Genomic DNA, 15,799 nt, shown 5'->3' on the forward strand with positions numbered 1-15,799 from the left:
TCATATTGGTCTCGCCTGCGCTGCTTAATCCGCTCGTACCTTGACATATCGTCCAGGTGCCGGCTCTATTGCCTGATACTCGGCGTTCCCGGGTTTTCCGGGCGCCTTGATCATCTTGCCGCCATGCTCGGCCAGGAAACCGGCCCATACCGGCCACCAGCTTCCAGCATGCTCCGTCGCACCTTTCAACCAGCTTTCGGGATCCGTCCCCAAGCTGTCATTAGTCCAGTAGCTCCTTTTCTTTTTGGCGGGAGGGTTCACCACACCGGCAATATGGCCTGATGCCCCCAGCACAAACCGGTTTTTCCCCTTGCTCTTGCGATTCAGGATATTGCAGGATGCATACGCAGCCTGCCACGGCACAATATGGTCTTCCCGCGACCCGTAGACAAAGGTAGGCACGTCGATTTTGCCCAGGTCAACGGCGGCTCCTGCAACGTGCAGTTTATCCGCCACCTTCAAGCTGTTTTCCAGGTAGGTATTCCTCAGGTACCAGCAAAACATCGGGCCGGGCAAATTGGTACTGTCTGCATTCCAGTATAGTAGATCGAAAGGCGTAGGACTCTCGCCTTTCAGGTAGTTGGACTGCACATAATTCCAGACCAGATCGTTCGCGCGCAGACTGGAAAAAGTGCTGGCCAGATCCTTGCCCGGCAGCAGCCCGTGCTTGCCTATCGTCTGCTCGCGCATGGACACCTGCACCTCGTCGACAAATACATCCAGCACGCCGGTATCAGAGAAATCCAGCAAGGTGGTCAGCAGCGTCAGGCTGCTGACGGGATGTTCGCCGCGCGCGGCCAGCACCGCCAGCGCAGTGGAAATAATGGTGCCGCCCACGCAGAAGCCGAAGCCGTTGATTTCTTTTTGCTTGCTGATTTCCTGCACCAGGTGGATTGCCTTGATGGCGCCATCTTCGATGTAGTCGTCCCAGCTGACGTCGGCCATGTTCTCGTCCGGATTGGCCCACGACACCAGGAATACCGCATGCCCCTGCTCCACCGCGTAGCGCACGACGGAGTTTTCAGGCTGCAGATCCAGGATGTAGAATTTGTTGATGCAAGGCGGCACCATCAGCAGAGGCCGTTGGTGCACTGTTTTGGTCAGAGGCGTGTATTGAATCAGCTGGAACAGCTTGTTTTCGAAGATGACCGTGCCCTCGGACGTGGCAACATTGCGGCCCACCTCGAAGGCCGACTCGTCTGTTTGCGAGATGCGACCCTTTTGCATGTCGGCCAGCATCTGCGAGATACCCTTGGCCAGGCTCTCGCCCTTGCTTTCTATCAGCTTCGCCTGCGCTTCGGGATTGGTCACCAGGAAATTGGCCGGCGACATGGCATCCGTCATTTGCTGTACTGCAAAACGGATTTTTTGCCGCGTCTTTTCAGGAGCTTCTACCGCCTCCGCCATCGCCATCAGGAACCGGGTGTTCAGCAGATAGGATGCCGCGCTGTAGGCATGCATTGCATGGTTATGCCAGTCGGGCGAGGCAAAGCGCCTGTCGGTGAAATCCGGCACTTTGGACACAATAAAATCCTGCCACAGCTTGCCGAACTCCTGCATGTACTCGCTTTGCAGCTTGCTCATGGCGGCTGGACTGATCTGGGCGCCGACTTCCTTCAATGTCTCCATGATGCTGCCATCGGTAAAGGCGGTTGCCGGCTTCATCCAGTCTTGCAATTGCCCTTGGTTCGACAGCTGTGACATCCATTCGGAGTACATAGCTTGAGGATCGTAAGTCTTCATGCGTGCCTCCTGTTTTTCGCGTATCGTTGCATCTCGAATCGGGCTCAGCGCCCGTTTGTTCCTGACCGGCTAACCAACTTTGCACTTACTGTCGGCTCCGGGTCCATCTGCCGGCCTTCTTTCACCAGTCTACTTCTTTATGTATATCGTCGCCATCGCCTGGATCTATGTAGTCTTCATGATGTCCATCACAGAGTCTTCGGTGACTGCAGGAATTATGACGTTTTTAATGTACTGTGTGTTGCCTTTAGCAATAATTTTCTATCTTGCGCGCAGCCCTCAGCGAAAAAAGCAGCGCAAGGCAGAAATGCAGGCACGGTATGCGGCAGCGCAACATGAGGCAACGCAGAATGACGCCGCTACTGCGCTTGCCGGTGCCAGTCCGGAACCGGATGTGGAAATTAAAAAAGACTGATGCGGCAACAGCCAGAAATAGTGTCAACCAGCGAGATTCAGCGTGACTAACAGCCTCATTTATTCCAGCCAGATAAAACTTGCCATGCGTCCAGTGACTCCATCTCTGCGGTAAGAATAAAAGCGTTCTTTTTCAATCACGGTGCAATGCACGCCGCCAACCACTTTTTGCACACCTGCACGCGCCAGCACCTGTCGCGACAACGCATAGATATCGGCGTAATACTTTCCTGGCGCCGTTGCGCATGGCACGAAGCATGCGCCGGATCCGGGCAGTGCGGCAAATGCCTGCAACACGTCTTCGCCGACCTCAAACCGGGTCGGCCCGATGGCGGGCCCCAGCCAGGCGACGATGTCGCCGGCGCCGGACTCACGCATGTGCGCTACGGTGTTATCCAGTATCCCAGCCGCCAGGCCACGCCAGCCGGCATGCGCGGCGGCCACGACTTTGCCCTCGCAATCGCTGAACAGCACAGGCAGGCAATCCGCTGTCATCACTGCGCAGACAGTATTTTTTTGCGCCGTACTGCTGGCGTCGGCCTTGGCGCCATCGGCAGCGGCCGCCGCATCGCAGACGGCTACGCCATGTACTTGCGACAGCCACCTGATGTCGGCATCCGGAGAAATCGCATTCCTTACGATGGCACGGTTGGCGGCTACGGCAGCGGCATCGTCGCCGACGTGATCACCCAGATTCAAACCTCCGCCGCCATCGCTACCATTGTCGCCAGCACCTCCATAGGGTTGCCGGCTGATGCCGCCGGAGCGTGTCGTTGAAAACGCGCGCACGCACGCCGGCAAGCCCTCCCAGCCGGGCTCTATCACGTCAAACGGATAGGGAGTGCGCAGGCCAGAAGCGCGCAAGCTCATGCAGGCAGGCTCATGCCGGCTTGCTGCAGCAATTCCGCGAAATCAGCAGCCAGAGGCACTTCCCATTCGACATGCTCTTCCGTTACCGGGTGGATCAGGCCCAGCTTGCGGGCCTGCAATGCCTGGCGCGGGAAAAAGCGGGCAAGATGCTGCTTGCCATATAAAGTATCGCCCACCAGGGGAAAGCCAAGCGACAGCATGTGCACGCGGATCTGGTGAGTACGGCCGGTTTCCAGCTGGCAAGCCACCAGGCTGACCGGAAAGCGCTCCAGCATGCCGGCGCCGATGCGCTGATAATGCGTGATGGCCGGCTTGGCCAGCATGCTCTCCGAAACCGCCATCTTGATGCGGTCTCGCGGATGCCTCGCCATGGCGGCATCCACCGTGCCCGAAGGCTTGGGTGTGCCCCAGACCAGGGCATAATATTCGCGCTTCACGGTACGGTCCTGCAACTGGCGAACCAGTTCAGTATGCGCGATGAGCGTCTTGGCTACGACCATCAGTCCGGAGGTATCCTTGTCCAGCCGGTGCACAATGCCGGCCCTGGGCACACCTAGCAGCGCAGGATAGTGGTACAGCAAGCCGTTCAGCATGGTGCCTGACCAGTTCCCGGCGGCAGGATGGACAACCAGGCCGGCAGGCTTGTTCACCACCAGCAGTGCTTCATCCTCATAAATAATGTCCAAAGGGATGTTTTCCGGCTGATAAGCACCCTCATCAGGCGCTGCCTGTGGCAGAATGCTCACTTTCTCATCACCGAGCACAGTCATCTTGGCACGCGCAGGCTGACCGTCCACAGTGACGAATCCGGCTTCTATCCATTGCTGAATGCGGCTCCGGGAATATTGCGGCACGAGCTTGGACAGTGTCTTGTCCAGCCGCTCCCCGCAAGCCTGGGGAGTCAATTTCAACTCGATCGGTGCGGCCTGAGGAACAAAATCATCCCCCTCTTCCACCTCGCCGTCCGGTGGTTCGATCAAGGGTTCTGACAAAATCGCTGCTTCGTTTGGTATCACATTAATTCCCATCGGCTATAATCCGTAAATCGTTCTACTGCTCATGCAAAAAACTTATGCAAATTAAATCTTTAAAATTCCTTGGCCTCATCCTGATTCTCGCATTGTCGGCCTGCAACTCGACAGGCGACAAGAACGATGAAACAAGGACGTGGTCCGCCGCAAAATTATACGCTGAAGCCAAAGACGAACTGAATAATGGTGGTTACGAAAAAGCCGTTCAATATTTTGAAAGACTGGAATCGCGCTTTCCTTTTGGTACTTACGCCCAGCAAGCGCAAATGGAAGTTGCCTATGCCTATTATAAACAGGACGATCAGGCCCAGGCGCTGGCTGCCGTGGAGCGCTTTATCAAGCTGCACCCCAACCATCCTAACGTCGACTACATGTACTACCTGCGCGGCCTTATCAACTTCAACGACAATCTCGGCTTGCTGAACTTTATCGCCAACCAGGATATTACCGAGCGTGACCCCAAAGCGGCCCGCGATGCGTTTGACGCTTTCAAACAGCTCGTTGTCCAGTTCCCCGACAGCAAGTACGCGCCCGATGCAACCGCAAGGATGAAGTTCCTGGTCAACTCCCTGGCGCAATACGATGTGCACGTCGCCAAATATTATCTGCGTCGCGGCGCTTTCCTGGCGGCCGCCAACCGTGCCCAGTCCGCGATCAAGGAATATCCGGACGCGCCGGCCAATGAAGAAGCGCTGTTCATCCTGGTGCGCGCCTACGACTATATGGGCATGACTGAATTGCGTGATGATGCCAACCGCGTATTCGTGAAGAGCTTTCCGAAAAGCGCCTTCCTGGGAAACAGCGAAGGCAAAAAAGCGCCATGGTGGAAGTTCTGGAGCAAATAAGTATCCGCGCACTATAGTATTAGCATCTTAAAAGGCCCCTGATTCAGGGGCCTTCTTATTTTCCACGCCGTGCTAGTCTGCGATCCTGCGCTTGAATACCCAGCTGTCCTGACCGGATTCAGCCGCGTCAAAACGATAACCTTCCACGTCAAACCCCTTGATATCTTCCGGCTTGCGGATTTTATTCACCGCACAATAGCGCGCCATCAAGCCCCGCGCGCGTTTTGCGTAGAATGAAATGACCTTGTACTGGCCGTTCTTCCAGTCCAGGAATACCGGGCTGACGACAGGCGCCTGCAGCAAAGCAGGCTTGACCACCTTGAAATATTCTTCAGACGCCAGGTTAAGCAACAGCTTGCTACGCTGCTGCACCAGTTGCTCGTTCAGCGCATCGGTCACTTTTTCGCCCCAGAACGCATACAGGTTGGCACCGCGAGGGTTAGGCAGCCGCGTACCCATCTCCAGCCGGTAAGGCTGCAGCAGATCCAGTGGACGCAAAAGGCCGTACAGGCCGGACAGGATACGCAAGTGTTTTTCCAGGTAGGCGATCTGCGAGGCATCCAGCTTGCGGGCATCGAGCCCCTCGTACACATCGCCATTAAAAGCGAACACAGCCTGGCGGGCATTTTCTTTGGTGGCTTCGGGCGACCAGGCGGCAAAACGCTCCGCATTCAGTTGCGCCAGCGCCGGGGAAATCGCCATCAGTTCCGCAATCCGTTCCACGCTCAGAGTCCGGCTGACCTGAATTAATTGCTCTGCATCCTGCATAAACACCGGTAAACTATGTGTTCTGCTTCTGGCTGGCGTTTCATAATCAAGCGACTTCGCAGGCGACAATACAATTAACATAATATCTACATAAAAATGACGACTCCAACCGACACCCTGCCGGCCCCGTCCAGGCTCATCGTGCTGGACACCAATGTATGCCTGGATTTATTCGTGTTTCATGATCCGCGCTGGGCAACCCTGCTGAGCGGCCTGAAGGACGGCAGCATCAAGGCCGTCACGCGCAGCGACTGCCGCGCAGAATGGCTGGCGGTTTTGCACTATCCGCACCTGCCCATCGCCGACGATCAGCGCGACGGCATTGCACAGCAGTTTGACCTGCATATCGAGTGCATCGCCCCCACCGCGAAATCCACGCTGCGCCTGCCGGTCTGCAGTGACAAGGATGACCAGAAATTTCTGGAACTGGCACGCGATGCCGGCGCCGCCATCCTGGTGACCAAGGACAAGGCGTTGCTGAAGCTGGCAAGAAAAACAAAGCAGGCCGGATTGTACACGATACAAACGCCGGAAAAATTTGTCGCGGAATATCCCGCTTAACCATTCCTGACAATTAAAAGATGACAAATTTTGTTGCTCAGGGTTATCCTATGCTTATTGAAGTCCTGTACTATGGCGCTATCAAGCCTGTGTGAGTAAAAGGGGCTGTTGCACTGTGCGCCGATGTCCTTGCGCGCAGTAGCCGTACCAATTCCACAACAGCAGCCGAATGAAGTGACGAACGTAAAGTAAGTCGTGATATTTGTAGCCGTCTGCAAAGCAATCACAGCGATTATGGAGAATGAAGGACTATGACCGATTCAGCAGATGACCTGGATGCATTGTTTGAAGAAATGGCAAACCAGCGCGTAGAAACCGCTGCAGCGCCCGCTGCTGTCGCAACGGCAGCGCCCGAACCGGCAGCGGCCAAACTCAATTTCCAGGGCAGTGAAGACCAGTCCGGCAAACCGATGTTCGACAGGCTGGGCGGCATTGTCCGCATGCTGCACGACTCCATGCGCGAGCTAGGCTATGACCGCTCCCTTTCTGATGTAGCGTCGCAGATTACCGATGCACAGGGCAGGCTTGAATATGTCGCCACACTGACGGAACAGGCCGCCAACAAAGTACTCAACGCCACCGACGTCGGCATGCCTGAACAGGATGCGCTGGCCAAAAGCGCCAAGGAAATGGATGCGCGCTGGCAGAACCTGTTTGCGGGGAAACTCAGCGTCGATGAATTCAAGGCACTGGCGAATGACTCCAAGGGCTTTGCCAATGCGGTCATTGCGTCGACAGACTCCGAAAAAGCCCGCCTGCTGGAAATCATGATGGCGCAGGACTTCCAGGATCTGACAGGGCAATTGATCAAGAAAGTAGTCGCGATCACGAAGGCCGTCGAACATGAGCTGGCGCAGATACTGATTGACAACGCCCCTGCGAACTTCAAGGAAAAAGCAGTAGAACTGATGGAAGGCCCTTCCGTCCCCACGACGGCATTAGAACAGGACGACGTAGACAACCTACTTGATAGTCTGGGCTTTTAATGGATGACATGCTCAAAGAATTTGTCGTTGAGGCGCTGGACCTGGCGACAAATGTAGAAGAACATCTGCTCACCCTTGAGCGCAATCCAGGCGATATGAATACGCTGAACGCCGTGTTCAGGTCTTTCCATACGATCAAGGGCGGCGCCGGTTTCATGAACCTGACCGCGATGGTCTCGGCCTGCCATCTGACGGAAAACCTGTTCGACGCCTTGCGCACCGGCCAGGCGCCGGTTACGCCGGTAGCGATTGAAGCAGCACTGGAAGCCAGCGGCTTTGTCGCCGACCAGCTTACCGCACTGAACAACGGCACACCGCCGGAACAGCTGTCCACGATGCCAAAATCGCTGGAACAGATACTGACCGACGCGATTGAAGGCAAAGCCAATTCAGCCAAAAAGCCTGCGGCAAAAGCAAAAGCAGCCGAGCCCGTCAAGGAACAAGCTGCTGCTGCGCCGGCAGGTGAAGACGGCCTGGACTGGGAAGCCTACTACCGGGCTGTCGTTCCAGAGGGCACTTTGCCGGAAGTCGCCGTAGCGGCGGAAGAACAGGAAGCTGTCAAGTCCTCGCTGTCCAGCCCTGACGTCAAGCAAAACGCACCGGCCAAGGAAGAAAGCATCCGTATTGACGCGGTCAAGCTGGACGTGCTGCTGGAAGTTGCCGGCGAGTCCGTGCAGGCCGCCAACCAGGCTGCCGTGCTGCTGGAAAAACTGTCGCAGTTCAAATTCGATGGCCAGGCAGCACCGCTGATGTCGGCCTTGACCGAAACCCTGACCAGGGCTTCGCGCTACTCCACCGAATTGCAAAGGGCCACGCTGGCAACACGCATGCAGCCGGTAGGCCGCCTGTTCCAGAAATTCCCGCGCCTGATTCGTGAACTGGCCAAGGATTTGGGCAAGGAAGTTGACCTGAATATTTCCGGTGCTGAAACAGAAGTCGACCGCGTCGTCGTTGACAGCCTGTACGATCCCCTGGTCCACATGCTGCGCAACGCGCTAGATCATGGTATTGAAACCGCGGAAGAACGTGCCGGCACCAACAAGCCGCTGAAAGCAACGATCTCATTGAAAGCGTGGCAGGAAGCCAGCAGCGTCATGATCGAAGTGACTGATGACGGCAAAGGCATGGACGCCAACCGTCTGCGGGAAAAAGCGATCGCCAAGGGTCTCATCAATCCCACTGATGCGCGTACTGATGATGAAGCCTTCCAGCTGGTGTTCTTGCCTGGTTTCTCTACCAAGGACGTGGCTTCCAGCGTTTCCGGCCGCGGCGTCGGCATGGACGTGGTCAAGACCGCCGTCGAACGGCACCGGGGCGCCATCCGCATTGCATCGCAATTGGGAACAGGCACCACCTTCCTGATCAGGCTGCCTATTGAATTGTCCATCGTTCCTACCATGCTGGTGCGCACTGCCGAGGCCTCGCTGGCCTTGCCAATGGCTACGGTGCAGCGCGTGGTGGAATTGCCCGATACATTTGAAAGCGTTGGCGGCCAGCCTGTGCTCAGGGATCTGGGGCGGCCATTGCCGGTCAAATCGCTGGGACAGATATTGGGCTACGAAAAGAGCAGCGAACGCGTAGGTATCGTCATCGCGGCGCCGAATCCGTATATCCTCGCAGTCGATTCCGTGGACGGCACTGCCGACCTGGTGATCAAGCCGCTGACCTGTATCACTACGCCGGGAATTACCGGTACCGCACGCTCTGCCGAGGGAGAGCTGGTGCTGGTGATAGGCCTGTCCTTCCTGCTCGACGGCTGCAAGATCCATGACCACGAAAGAATGACCGCGTAAGACAATAATTGCAGTAATGGCGGCGGCAGGCAGGCCGCACGCGAAAGGCCGGATTTCCCGCAAGGAATTCCGGCCTTTCTCTTAGCCACCGCAGCAAACTGGCCATTACAATAAGTAACAAATCCGGTGGCAGCCGCATTTGCAAGCCGGAACGAATAAGATAAAACTCTGTCACAATAGCGCTAACTTCTTCTTTATATGCTGCGATTCCTTTCACAAGAGTGCCGGCACCAAGCTAATGACTGTAATTGATCCGCAGGCGGCCACTCCTCTGCATGCATTGACGCTGGATAACCGATTTGCCAGCCTGCCTTCCGCTTTTTACACTGCGCTGAAGCCGACCCCTCTTCCGTCCCCTTACCTGGTTTGCAGCAGCGCCCCTGTCGCTGAACTGATCGGGCTGGAGGCAAGCGCCTTGTCTGGCGATAACTTCACCGAGGCATTTACCGGCAACCAGCTACTGGCGGGCAGCCGTCCACTGGCCGCAGTCTATTCGGGCCATCAGTTCGGCGTCTGGGCAGGTCAGCTCGGTGATGGCCGTGCCATCCTGCTGGGGGACGTAGCCTCGAAGGGACCGTCTGCCCGCCTGGAAATCCAGTTGAAGGGTTCAGGGTTGACACCCTACTCCCGCATGGGCGACGGCCGCGCGGTGCTGCGCTCTTCCATCCGTGAATTCCTGTGTTCGGAAGCCATGGCCGCGCTCGGCATCCAGACGTCGCGTGCCTTGTGCATTACCGGATCGGACCAATATGTGATGCGTGAAAAGCCGGAAACCAGCGCGGTAGTCACTCGCGTGGCGCCCAGTTTCATCCGCTTCGGCTCATTTGAGCATTGGTATTACAACAATAAGCCGGAAGAGCTGCAAGCTCTAGCTGATTTTGTGCTCGAACACTATTACCCCGAATTGCGGGAGGACGCCAATCCCTATCAGGCGCTACTGGGCGAAGTCACGCGACGCACAGCCGAATTGATGGCGCATTGGCAGGCAGTGGGATTCATGCACGGCGTCATGAATACCGACAATATGTCCGTCCTCGGCCTGACAATAGACTACGGCCCTTTCGGCTTCATGGAGGCCTATGATGAAGGCCATATCTGCAACCACACCGATAGCCAGGGCCGTTATTCCTACCGTATGCAGCCGACGATAGGCCATTGGAATTGCCACGCGCTCGGACAAGCCATGCTACCGCTGATTGGCAGTGTGGAGGATACCCAGGCAGCCCTGTCCGTCTACCAGGACAGCTACAAACGGAAGATGGATGAACTGCTGCACCGCAAATTCGGGCTTGCCACTAGCGAAGCCGCCGACGGCGAGCTGTTCGACCGTTTCTTTGCGCTAATGCAAGAAAGCCATGCCGATTTCACGCAGACTTTCAGGGCGCTATGCAAGGTGCAGCGCGACAGCAGTGTGCCGGACGAGCCGCTCAGGGATCTGTTTATTGACAGAAATACACTGGACGTCTGGCTTAACGCTTATAAAGAACGTCTGGCGTTCGAAGACAGGTGTGACGAGCAACGCATGCAGGCGATGCGCACTGCCAATCCCAAATATATACTGAGGAATTATCTCGCCCAGGTCGCAATAGAAAAGGCAGAGAACAAAGATTTTTCGGAAGTGGAAAAGCTGCTGCAAATACTGCGCTCGCCTTTCGACGAACAGGAGGAGCATGAAGCCTATGCCGACCTGCCGCCGGACTGGGCCCTGCATCTGGAAGTAAGCTGTTCTTCTTAACGGTTTTTTTGAATGCACCGATACCGGCATCCGGGATCAGAGTGGAATAAATAAAGGAAACAATGATGAGCAAAGTCACCAAAACCGACGCTGAATGGCGCTCAGAACTGACGCCAATGGAATACGAAGTCACCCGCCACGCTGCGACCGAGCGCGCGTTCACCGGCGAATTCTGGGACCATCACGAGGCCGGTATTTATACTTGCGTCTGTTGCAACACGCCCCTGTTTGAATCCGACGCCAAATTTGATTCGGGCTGCGGCTGGCCCAGCTACTTCAAGGCACTGGACCCCGCCAACGTACGCGAAAAAGTGGACCGCACGCACGGCATGGTCCGTACCGAGATTATCTGCAATGTCTGCGATGCCCATCTGGGCCATGTGTTTCCGGATGGACCGCCGCCGACCGGCCTGCGCTATTGCATCAATTCCGCGTCACTGAGATTCGAGCCCAAGTCATGAAATTTTTGTTTGACCTGTTTCCCGTCATCCTGTTTTTCGTCACCTTCAAATGGGGCGAAAGCCATGTACCCCAGGCGCAAGACCTGGCATCGCACTATTTGTCAGGCCTGATCTCCGGCGGCATCGCTACGCCGGACCAGGCTCCTATCCTGCTGGCAACCGCCATTGCGATGCTGGCGTCGGTGCTGCAGATCGGCTACCTGCTGGCACGCAGGAAGAAAGTCGATGCGATGCTATGGATCTCTTTTATCATTATCAGCGTATTCGGCAGCCTCACCATTTATTTTCATAGCGAAACTTTCATCAAGTGGAAGCCTACCGTGCTCTACTGGTGCTATGGAGCCGCCTTGTTCATGGGGCAATATATTTTCAGGAAAAACCTGATCCGCACTGCGATGGAATCGCAGATCAAGATGCCCGACCTTATATGGAGCAGGCTGGGGATCGTATGGATAGGCTATTGCATCATCATGGGTTTTGCGAATATATTTGTTGCTTTCAACTTCAGTACAGACACTTGGGTGAATTTCAAGCTGATTTCCATCGTGGCGATCATGCCGGCTTTTGTCGTCGCACAAAGCCTGTTCCTGTCCAAATACATGGAGGAAACAGCATGAGCACTCCCCCTGACGACCGCTTTAACCGCATCCAGGCGCGCCTGACGGAAACTTTTCAGCCTCTCGCCTGTCAGTTACAGGATGACTCCGCTGCGCACGCCGGACATGCCGGTGCCGCCTCTGGAGGAGGTCATTACAGCGTCAAATTGGTTTGCAAGCAATTTGAGGGATTAAATCGCATTTCCCGTCATCGTCTAGTGTATGATGCCGTTGGCGATATGATGCATACGGAAATACATGCCCTTGCGATCGTTGCATTGGCTCCCTCAGAGATGCCAACCTAACCGTTTAGTTTTTATTTACTTTGTTATTTTAGGAACAGATAATGACTTTTAAACCTGCTCATTTGCTGGTAGTACTTCTTGCAGTTGCTCTTCCTGCAATGGCGCAAAACGTTGCCGTCGTCAATGGTAAGGCAATCCCATCTGCCAAATTGGACCTGATGCTGAAGCAGGCAAAAGCGCAAGGCCAGCAAGACAGCCCCCAACTGCGCGCCGCGGTCAGGGAACGCCTGATCGGCATCGAAGTGCTGACCCAGGAAGCAGAAAAATCCGGCCTGGCCGCAAATGCTGAAGTGAAAACCCAGCTGGAAATGAACCGCCAGTCCATCCTGATCAACGCCTTGCTGCGTGACTACGTCGAAAAAAACCCGGTCAAGGATGCGGATATCAAGGCTGAATACGACAAGGTAAAAGCACAGGCTGGCGATAAAGAGTATCACGCCTACCATATCCTGGTGGACAAGGAAGACGACGCAAAAGCCATCATTTCCAAATTGAAAGCCGGCGCCAAGTTTGAAGAACTGGCCAAGCAATCCAAGGATACCGGTTCCGCAGCTAAAGGCGGCGATCTGGACTGGGCTTCCCCAGGTACTTTCGTAGCACCTTTCTCGCAAGCGCTGGTCGCCCTGCAAAAAGGCCAGATCACTGAAACGCCTGTGAAGACCGAGTTCGGCTACCATGTCATCAAGCTGGAAGACGTCCGCACTGCGAAGTTCCCTACGCTGGAAGAAGTGAAGCCGCAAATCACCGAAGGCTTGCAAAACCAGAAGGTTCAGATTTACCAGCAAGCACTGCTGAAAAAAGCAAAAATCCAGTAATTGGACCAGTTCTGGCGGAACTTCCGCCAGACACAAAAAGGGCGCTATTAATTATTAATAGCGCCCTTTTTTTATCGCTCCCTCCCGAAGCGGAGCACATCCGGCACAGGATGCCGTATCGAATACCACCTCAACCCCGCCTCATCCCCGCCGCATCTTTCTGCGCCCTTTCGCTTCAGCCACGGCCAACTCTTTGGCATCCAGCACGTAGTCTGAGGATCCTGCCAGCCGCTCCACCGCCATGTCGATGAAAGCCCGCACGCGCGAAGGCTGCGCCGTGCGGCTTCCATAATAGATATGCACACTCATGTGATCACTGGCGTGGTCCGCAAGCAGCGGTACGAGCCGTCCTGCACGGATCAGGGGTGCCGCCGACAGGCCCGACAACAGGCCGATCACATGACCCGAAAGCACCGCCTCGGTCTCAAGCTGCGCATCATTCGTTGATAAGGCAGGTGGCAGGTCATGCGAAACCACTTCGCCACCGACCTTAAGAAGCCAGGGCAGCACACGGCCGGTACCGGGATGCCGGAACACGCTGCATCGGTGCGAGGCCAGTTGTTCGATCGAGTTCGGCGCGCCGCGTGCCGCAATATAGGCCGGCGCGGCGCACACAATCAGCTGCATGGCAAAGAGACGGCGAGCGGCAAGGCCGTCTTCCGGCGCCGAGCCGATGCGAAAGCCGATGTCGGCACGGTCCTGCACCCAGTTGCCGATGCGGTCGTCGAGCTTCACATCCGGCTGGACCTCGGGGTAGCGGCGGCAAAACTCGTCGACCAGGGGCCAGAGCAAGGGCAGGAACGAATATTTTGGGGCGACGATGCGCAGCGGCCCGGCGATCTCGTCCTTCGCGGTGCGGGCGCGGTCGACAGCACGCTCCAGTGCCGCCAATGCAGGCTGGGTGGCCTCAAGGAATTGCTGCCCTTCGGAAGTGAGCGCGATACTGCGCGTCGTGCGATGCAGCAGACGTACGCCCAGCCTTGCCTCAAGCGCTGCGAGTGCCTGGCTCGCAGCCTGCGGGCTGACGCCCTGGGCCGCCGCAGCACGCCGGATGCTGCCGAGTTCGATAGCCTTGGTGAAGGTCTCAATGGCGCGAAAGTCGCTGATGGGCATGTGGTCCTCCGGAAAATGTGAATCGGCAGTATCAACTTGAACTTGCGACTGGATCAAGAGACAACCGTCTAGTGGCTTGACAGTATACCGCCTATAGTTGATTCCGGCGCCACCACCTCAATCCCCGTCACTACCATCAGGAGAGTCTCATGAATAGCAATATCAAAGGCAAGGTCATCGCTATCACAGGTGCCAGCAGCGGCCTCGGCGAAGCAGCTGCACGCTTGTTGAGTGCGCACGGCGCGCACCTCGTGCTCGGCGCGCGCCGCACCGACCGTCTACAGCAACTGGCCGACGAACTGAATCACTCCGGGCAACAGGCAATCGCCATCGCCACCGACGTCACTGAGCGCGACCAGGTAAAGCGCCTGGTCGATACCGCCGTACAGACCTTCGGACGTATCGACGTGATGGTCAACAACGCAGGCCTCATGCCGCTGTCGCCGCTTGAAAGGCTGAAGCTTGACGAATGGGACCGCATGATCGACGTGAACCTGAAGGGCGTGCTATACGGTATCGCGGCTGCCCTGCCGCACATGCAGCGCCAGATGTCCGGCCAGTTCGTCAACGTGTCGTCAGTAGCTGGCCACAAGGTCATGCTCAACGGCGCCGTCTACAGTGCAACCAAGCATGCCGTGCGGGCTTTGTCGGAAGGCCTGCGGCAAGAGACCAAGGCCTGGAACATCCGCACCACCATCGTGTCGCCAGGTGCGGTGGACAGCGAACTGAAGGGCAGCGTCACCGAGCAGGACATCGCGCAAGGCATGCGCGATTTCTACCAGGCAGTTGCCATCCCAGCCGCGTCTTTCGCACGGGCCGTGGCCTTCGCCATCGACCAGCCCGAAGACATGGACGTGAACGAAATCCTGTTCCGGCCGACCCGGCAAGTGCCTTGAGAGAGTAAGCTAAGGTATGAACATCCGGCTAGAAGCCGCCGGCATTGACGCTTGTTCTATAACTGGTAGTGGGCAATGATCAGGGCAAGCTTTCCGTTTTTTTGCATGTCCGCCAGCCCGCGGTCAATCTGATCTATCAGTTGCGCCGCTTGCGGATGATCGCGGCTGATGCCGAAATGCAATGGATACTTGTCGGTGCCCGGCAGAGGAAAAATACGGTATTGGCCATTATTAAACGGCAGCATGCCCTGGTTGGAAAATCCCTGGAAGACCTCCCGCATATCGACAATAACGTCGCAATAGCCGCGGTCAATTTTCTTGATAAGGCTGGAGTAATTCGTTGCGCCGCTTTCTATCGTGGTCGTTGGCAGCCGGGTATAAAAAGTGGAGGCGCCATGCAGTGCGCATACCTTCAGATGCGACAGATCCGCCAGCGTTTTCACCGGCGGTTCCGCATAGCGCGCGGTGGCATACAGATATGAGGGGGTCAGGCTCAGGTAGGAATGGGAAAAAAGAAAGACCTTGTCGCGCTCCGGGGTTCGGAATACCGACATGACAATATCATAGCCCTCCATGGTCTGTACTTCGTGCAGGCAGCGCGCCCATGGCCGCAGCGCGACTGACGGCTCTGGAAAGATCGCCCGCAGCACATCGACAGACAAGCCCTCGACATGCTGGCTGACAGACGCCACGTAAGACATGGGCGGCCAGTTGCCGTCGCCGCCACAGGCTTTCATGGCTTGCGCGCGGGCAGGTTCAGCCTGAAACGCAAGCAGGCAAAAAAAGATGATTACAAAAAAACGCATGCAGTATCAGTAATCCGGAAAATCACCATTTCATTTTTTAAGGACATTTTCAGGCATTGCC

Annotated in this window: 17 protein-coding genes; 11 read left to right on the forward strand and 6 right to left on the reverse strand. The window is 56.3% G+C overall.

Annotated elements, in window-relative coordinates; all coding sequences use genetic code 11:
* Positions 1–24: 24 nt before the first annotated feature.
* Positions 25–1,743: a class I poly(R)-hydroxyalkanoic acid synthase gene (gene phaC, locus ACO0LO_RS00515; RefSeq protein ID WP_422962240.1), complete on the reverse strand. Its 1,719-nt coding sequence runs from the start codon at positions 1,741–1,743 to the stop codon at positions 25–27.
* Between the two features lie 139 nt (positions 1,744–1,882).
* Here phaC and ACO0LO_RS00520 point away from each other — a divergent pair, with 139 nt between their 5' ends.
* Positions 1,883–2,158, forward strand: coding sequence for a hypothetical protein (locus ACO0LO_RS00520; protein WP_422962241.1), 276 nt, complete (start codon positions 1,883–1,885; stop codon positions 2,156–2,158).
* 59 nt (positions 2,159–2,217) lie between these two features.
* On the opposite strand, the gene pgeF is transcribed toward ACO0LO_RS00520, so the two are convergent.
* On the reverse strand, positions 2,218–3,027 hold the full coding sequence (gene pgeF / locus ACO0LO_RS00525) for a peptidoglycan editing factor PgeF (RefSeq protein ID WP_422962242.1): 810 nt from the start codon (positions 3,025–3,027) through the stop codon (positions 2,218–2,220).
* Positions 3,024–4,055 (reverse strand): RluA family pseudouridine synthase, encoded by a 1,032-nt coding sequence (locus tag ACO0LO_RS00530; RefSeq protein ID WP_422962243.1) that lies wholly within the window; start codon positions 4,053–4,055, stop codon positions 3,024–3,026. Before ACO0LO_RS00530 ends, pgeF begins: the two co-directional genes overlap by 4 nt.
* A 44-nt stretch (positions 4,056–4,099) precedes the next feature.
* Here ACO0LO_RS00530 and ACO0LO_RS00535 point away from each other — a divergent pair, with 44 nt between their 5' ends.
* Entirely contained in the window at positions 4,100–4,903 is an 804-nt protein-coding gene (locus ACO0LO_RS00535; RefSeq protein ID WP_422962244.1) for an outer membrane protein assembly factor BamD, read from the forward strand.
* A 72-nt stretch (positions 4,904–4,975) separates the two neighbouring features.
* Here the strand turns inward: ACO0LO_RS00535 and yaaA are convergent, their stop codons facing one another.
* Positions 4,976–5,752 (reverse strand): peroxide stress protein YaaA, encoded by a 777-nt coding sequence (yaaA, locus tag ACO0LO_RS00540; RefSeq protein ID WP_422962245.1) that lies wholly within the window; start codon positions 5,750–5,752, stop codon positions 4,976–4,978.
* Positions 5,753–5,767: 15 nt separating this feature from the next.
* Here yaaA and ACO0LO_RS00545 point away from each other — a divergent pair, with 15 nt between their 5' ends.
* The 8 genes from ACO0LO_RS00545 to ACO0LO_RS00580 all read left to right on the forward strand — a co-directional run bounded on the left by ACO0LO_RS00545 (position 5,768) and on the right by ACO0LO_RS00580 (position 12,923).
* Positions 5,768–6,232 carry a putative toxin-antitoxin system toxin component, PIN family gene (locus ACO0LO_RS00545; RefSeq protein WP_422962246.1) on the forward strand — a complete coding sequence of 155 codons (465 nt, stop codon included), beginning with the start codon at positions 5,768–5,770 and terminating at the stop codon, positions 6,230–6,232.
* A gap of 251 nt (positions 6,233–6,483) precedes the next feature.
* Positions 6,484–7,218 carry a protein phosphatase CheZ gene (locus tag ACO0LO_RS00550; protein ID WP_422962247.1) on the forward strand — a complete coding sequence of 245 codons (735 nt, stop codon included), beginning with the start codon at positions 6,484–6,486 and terminating at the stop codon, positions 7,216–7,218.
* Complete coding sequence (locus tag ACO0LO_RS00555; protein WP_422962248.1) at positions 7,218–9,011, forward strand: chemotaxis protein CheA; 1,794 nt, start codon at positions 7,218–7,220, stop codon at positions 9,009–9,011. The genes ACO0LO_RS00550 and ACO0LO_RS00555 overlap by 1 nt, the downstream gene beginning before the upstream one ends.
* A gap of 238 nt (positions 9,012–9,249) precedes the next feature.
* Positions 9,250–10,746: a protein adenylyltransferase SelO gene (locus tag ACO0LO_RS00560; RefSeq protein WP_422962249.1), complete on the forward strand. Its 1,497-nt coding sequence runs from the start codon at positions 9,250–9,252 to the stop codon at positions 10,744–10,746.
* Positions 10,747–10,808: 62 nt separating this feature from the next.
* Complete coding sequence (gene msrB / locus ACO0LO_RS00565; protein ID WP_422962250.1) at positions 10,809–11,207, forward strand: peptide-methionine (R)-S-oxide reductase MsrB; 399 nt, start codon at positions 10,809–10,811, stop codon at positions 11,205–11,207.
* Entirely contained in the window at positions 11,204–11,824 is a 621-nt protein-coding gene (locus ACO0LO_RS00570; protein WP_422962251.1) for a septation protein A, read from the forward strand. Before msrB ends, ACO0LO_RS00570 begins: the two co-directional genes overlap by 4 nt.
* Positions 11,821–12,108 (forward strand): BolA family protein, encoded by a 288-nt coding sequence (locus ACO0LO_RS00575; protein ID WP_422962252.1) that lies wholly within the window; start codon positions 11,821–11,823, stop codon positions 12,106–12,108. Before ACO0LO_RS00570 ends, ACO0LO_RS00575 begins: the two co-directional genes overlap by 4 nt.
* Positions 12,109–12,149: 41 nt before the next feature.
* Positions 12,150–12,923, forward strand: a complete 774-nt coding sequence (locus ACO0LO_RS00580; RefSeq protein WP_422962253.1) for a peptidylprolyl isomerase — start codon at positions 12,150–12,152, stop codon at positions 12,921–12,923.
* A 141-nt stretch (positions 12,924–13,064) separates the two neighbouring features.
* On the opposite strand, the gene ACO0LO_RS00585 is transcribed toward ACO0LO_RS00580, so the two are convergent.
* Entirely contained in the window at positions 13,065–14,036 is a 972-nt protein-coding gene (locus tag ACO0LO_RS00585) for a LysR substrate-binding domain-containing protein (RefSeq protein ID WP_422962254.1), read from the reverse strand.
* Positions 14,037–14,185: 149 nt separating this feature from the next.
* Between ACO0LO_RS00585 and ACO0LO_RS00590 the strand changes: the two genes are divergently transcribed.
* Positions 14,186–14,932 (forward strand): SDR family oxidoreductase, encoded by a 747-nt coding sequence (locus tag ACO0LO_RS00590; protein ID WP_422962255.1) that lies wholly within the window; start codon positions 14,186–14,188, stop codon positions 14,930–14,932.
* A 56-nt stretch (positions 14,933–14,988) separates the two neighbouring features.
* On the opposite strand, the gene ACO0LO_RS00595 is transcribed toward ACO0LO_RS00590, so the two are convergent.
* A complete protein-coding gene (locus ACO0LO_RS00595; RefSeq protein WP_422962256.1) occupies positions 14,989–15,738 on the reverse strand; it encodes a substrate-binding periplasmic protein in 750 nt (249 codons plus the stop codon).
* Between the last annotated feature and the right edge of the window lie 61 nt (positions 15,739–15,799).

The sequence above is a fragment of the Undibacterium sp. TJN25 genome, from assembly GCF_049339885.1.
Lineage (GTDB): Bacteria > Pseudomonadota > Gammaproteobacteria > Burkholderiales > Burkholderiaceae_D > Undibacterium.

Coding starts and splice junctions, on each gene's coding strand:
- phaC (WP_422962240.1), bottom strand. CDS start 1,743: ATGAAGACTTACGATCCTCAAGCTATGTACTCCGAATGGATGTCACAG.
- ACO0LO_RS00520 (WP_422962241.1), top strand. CDS start 1,883: ATGTATATCGTCGCCATCGCCTGGATCTATGTAGTCTTCATGATGTCC.
- pgeF (WP_422962242.1), bottom strand. CDS start 3,027: ATGAGCTTGCGCGCTTCTGGCCTGCGCACTCCCTATCCGTTTGACGTG.
- ACO0LO_RS00530 (WP_422962243.1), bottom strand. CDS start 4,055: ATGGGAATTAATGTGATACCAAACGAAGCAGCGATTTTGTCAGAACCC.
- ACO0LO_RS00535 (WP_422962244.1), top strand. CDS start 4,100: ATGCAAATTAAATCTTTAAAATTCCTTGGCCTCATCCTGATTCTCGCA.
- yaaA (WP_422962245.1), bottom strand. CDS start 5,752: ATGTTAATTGTATTGTCGCCTGCGAAGTCGCTTGATTATGAAACGCCA.
- ACO0LO_RS00545 (WP_422962246.1), top strand. CDS start 5,768: ATGACGACTCCAACCGACACCCTGCCGGCCCCGTCCAGGCTCATCGTG.
- ACO0LO_RS00550 (WP_422962247.1), top strand. CDS start 6,484: ATGACCGATTCAGCAGATGACCTGGATGCATTGTTTGAAGAAATGGCA.
- ACO0LO_RS00555 (WP_422962248.1), top strand. CDS start 7,218: ATGGATGACATGCTCAAAGAATTTGTCGTTGAGGCGCTGGACCTGGCG.
- ACO0LO_RS00560 (WP_422962249.1), top strand. CDS start 9,250: ATGACTGTAATTGATCCGCAGGCGGCCACTCCTCTGCATGCATTGACG.
- msrB (WP_422962250.1), top strand. CDS start 10,809: ATGATGAGCAAAGTCACCAAAACCGACGCTGAATGGCGCTCAGAACTG.
- ACO0LO_RS00570 (WP_422962251.1), top strand. CDS start 11,204: ATGAAATTTTTGTTTGACCTGTTTCCCGTCATCCTGTTTTTCGTCACC.
- ACO0LO_RS00575 (WP_422962252.1), top strand. CDS start 11,821: ATGAGCACTCCCCCTGACGACCGCTTTAACCGCATCCAGGCGCGCCTG.
- ACO0LO_RS00580 (WP_422962253.1), top strand. CDS start 12,150: ATGACTTTTAAACCTGCTCATTTGCTGGTAGTACTTCTTGCAGTTGCT.
- ACO0LO_RS00585 (WP_422962254.1), bottom strand. CDS start 14,036: ATGCCCATCAGCGACTTTCGCGCCATTGAGACCTTCACCAAGGCTATC.
- ACO0LO_RS00590 (WP_422962255.1), top strand. CDS start 14,186: ATGAATAGCAATATCAAAGGCAAGGTCATCGCTATCACAGGTGCCAGC.
- ACO0LO_RS00595 (WP_422962256.1), bottom strand. CDS start 15,738: ATGCGTTTTTTTGTAATCATCTTTTTTTGCCTGCTTGCGTTTCAGGCT.